The organism is Desulfomicrobium macestii, from assembly GCF_014873765.1.
Classification (GTDB): Bacteria; Desulfobacterota; Desulfovibrionia; order Desulfovibrionales; family Desulfomicrobiaceae; genus Desulfomicrobium; species Desulfomicrobium macestii.
The window spans coordinates 1-3,098 of record NZ_JADBGG010000072.1 but is presented as its reverse complement, the minus strand read 5'-3'; the positions used below and the strand labels follow the sequence as shown (position 1 = coordinate 3,098).

The 3,098-nt window shown below is 51.4% G+C and carries 2 rRNA genes; both read left to right on the top strand.

Going from position 1 to position 3,098, the window contains the following annotated elements:
• The first annotated feature begins 40 nt into the window (after positions 1–40).
• A 23S ribosomal RNA gene (locus H4684_RS20240) occupies positions 41–2,982 on the top strand.
• Positions 2,983–3,014: 32 nt separating this feature from the next.
• Positions 3,015–3,098: ribosomal RNA gene (gene rrf / locus H4684_RS20235) — 5S ribosomal RNA — on the top strand; the annotation flags it as partial.

The following is a 3,098-nucleotide window of genomic DNA, read 5'->3' as shown; positions in this document are numbered from 1 at the left end:
AGCTTGTGATCATTGACAGACGAATAGGTGAAGAGAAGAGAGTTAAGATGTTAAGGGCATACGGTGGATGCCTTGGCGTCAGGAGGCGATGAAGGACGTGGAAGGCTGCGATAAGCCTCGGGGAGCCGTCAAGCAGGCTTTGATCCGGGGATTTCCGAATGGGGCAACCCGGCTAGAGTAATGTCTAGTCATCCAATTGCTGAATACATAGGCTTTTGGAAGCGAACTCGGGGAAGTGAAACATCTCAGTACCCGAAGGAAGAGAAATCAAGAGAGATTCCGATAGTAGCGGCGAGCGAACTTGGAAAAGCCTAAACCGTGTGGCTTCGGCCATGCGGGGTTGTAGGGCCCTAATAATCGATCCATTATTAGATAGCAGAACGTACTGGAAAGTGCGGCCATAGCGAGTGAGAGCCTCGTATGCGAAATCGAAAGTGGCGAGTAGGGTACCTGAGTAGGGCGGGACACGAGAAATCCCGTTTGAATCTGGGAGGACCATCTTCCAAGGCTAAATACTCCCTGACGACCGATAGTGTACCAGTACCGTGAGGGAAAGGTGAAAAGAACCCCTGTTAGGGGAGTGCAATAGAACCTGAAACCGTATGCCTACAAGCAGTGGGAGCACCTTCGTGGTGTGACCGCGTGCCTTTTGCATAATGGGCCAGCGAGTTAATCTGTAGTGCGAGGTTAAGCCGATGAGGTGTAGCCGTAGCGAAAGCGAGTCTTAAATGGGCGATTAGTACTGCGGATTAGACCCGAAGCCGGGTGATCTATCCATGAGCAGGTTGAAGCTTGGGTAAAACCAAGTGGAGGACCGAACCGTTGTAAGTTGAAAATTACTCGGATGACTTGTGGATAGGGGTGAAAGGCCAATCAAACTCGGTGATAGCTGGTTCTCTCCGAAATATATTGAGGTATAGCCTCAGGAGTTTACTTGCGGAGGTAGAGCACTGACAGGGCTAGGGGGCTTACCCGCTTACCAAACCCTTTCAAACTCCGAATGCCGTAAGTTAAGATCCTGGGAGTCAGACCGCGGGTGATAAGGTTCGTGGTCGAGAGGGAAAGAGCCCAGACCGACAGCTAAGGCCCCCAAATCCATACTAAGTGGGAAAGGAGGTGAAGTCGCTTAGACAGCCAGGAGGTTGGCTTAGAAGCAGCCACCCTTAAAAGAAAGCGTAATAGCTCACTGGTCTAGCGACTTTGCGCCGAAAATGTAACGGGGCTAAGTATGGTGCCGAAGCTTCGGAATCAGGTTTACCTGGTTGGTAGGAGAGCGTTCCCATCTGGGATGAAGGTAGATTGGAAAGTCTGCTGGACTGATGGGAAGTGAATATGCTGGCATGAGTAACGATAAAACAGGTGAAAAACCTGTTCGCCGTAAACCCAAGGTTTCCTGGGTAAAGTTAATCTTCCCAGGGTTAGTCGGCCCCTAAGGCGAGGCTGAAAAGCGTAGTTGATGGGAAACGGGTTAATATTCCCGTACCTGCATATGTTCGTTTGAACGATGGGGGGACGCAGGAAGGTAGGTCATCCGGGTGTTGGATATCCCGGTGCAAGCTGGTAGGGATGAGACATAGGCAAATCCGTGTCTCTCTATCCCGAGAAGTGATGCCGTGTCGTAAGACAGAAGTGATTGAGCCTCTACTGCCGAGAAAAGCCTCTAAGTGAGAAGATATGCAGACCGTACTGTAAACCGACACAGGTGGGTGGGGTGAGTAACCCAAGGCGTTTGAGAGAACTCTGGTTAAGGAACTCGGCAAAATTACCCCGTAACTTCGGGAGAAGGGGTGCCATTTGGGGTGAGCGTATTTACTTCGCAAGCTTCGAGTGGTCGCAGAGAAATGGCGGTGGCGACTGTTTACTAAAAACATAGGACTCTGCTAAGTCGTAAGACGACGTATAGGGTCTGACGCCTGCCCGGTGCTGGAAGGTTAAGAGGAGATGTCAGCGCAAGCGAAGCATTGAATTGAAGCCCCAGTAAACGGCGGCCGTAACTATAACGGTCCTAAGGTAGCGAAATTCCTTGTCGGGTAAGTTCCGACCTGCACGAATGGCGTAACGATCTCCGCACTGTCTCGACCAGAGACTCAGTGAAATTGAATTGGCGGTGAAGATGCCGTCTCCCCGCAGAAAGACGGAAAGACCCTGTGCACCTTTACTATAGCTTGACATTGGATCTTGAACTATCATGTGTAGGATAGGTGGGAGACTGTGAAGCGGGTACGCTAGTATCTGTGGAGTCAACCTTGAAATACCACCCTTGTTAGTTTAGGATTCTAATCCCTCGCCGTTATCCGGCAGGGAGACAGTGTCTGGTGGGTAGTTTGACTGGGGCGGTCGCCTCCCAAAGAGTAACGGAGGCGCGCAATGGTTCCCTCAGGCTGATTGGAAACCAGCCGTTGAGTGCAAACGCATAAGGGAGCTTGACTGCGAGACAGACATGTCGAGCAGGTACGAAAGTAGGTGTTAGTGATCCGGTGGTCCCGCATGGAAGGGCCATCGCTCATCGGATAAAAGGTACGCCGGGGATAACAGGCTGATCGCATCCAAGAGTTCACATCGACGATGCGGTTTGGCACCTCGATGTCGGCTCATCACATCCTGGGGCTGGAGCAGGTCCCAAGGGTACGGCTGTTCGCCGTTTAAAGTGGTACGCGAGCTGGGTTTAAAACGTCGTGAGACAGTTTGGTCCCTATCTTCTGTGGGCGTAGGAGAATTGAGTGGGTCTGTTCCTAGTACGAGAGGACCGGAATGGACGATTCCCTAGTGGACCTGTTGTCACGCCAGTGGCATAGCAGGGTAGCTATAATCGGAATGGATAACCGCTGAAAGCATCTAAGCGGGAAACCAGCCACAAGATAAGTTCTCCCTTGTCGCAAGACACTGAAGATCCCAGGCAGACCACCTGGTAGATAGGCCGGAAGTGTAAGCGCAGTAATGTGTTCAGCTGACCGGTACTAATAGATCGTGAGTCTTAACTCTCTCTCTTCACCTGTTTCTCTTATATATTTCGTCCTGGTGACCACGGCGGAGGGGAACCACCCGATTCCATTCCGAACTCGGAAGTTAAGACCTCCAGCGCCGATGATACTGCAAGT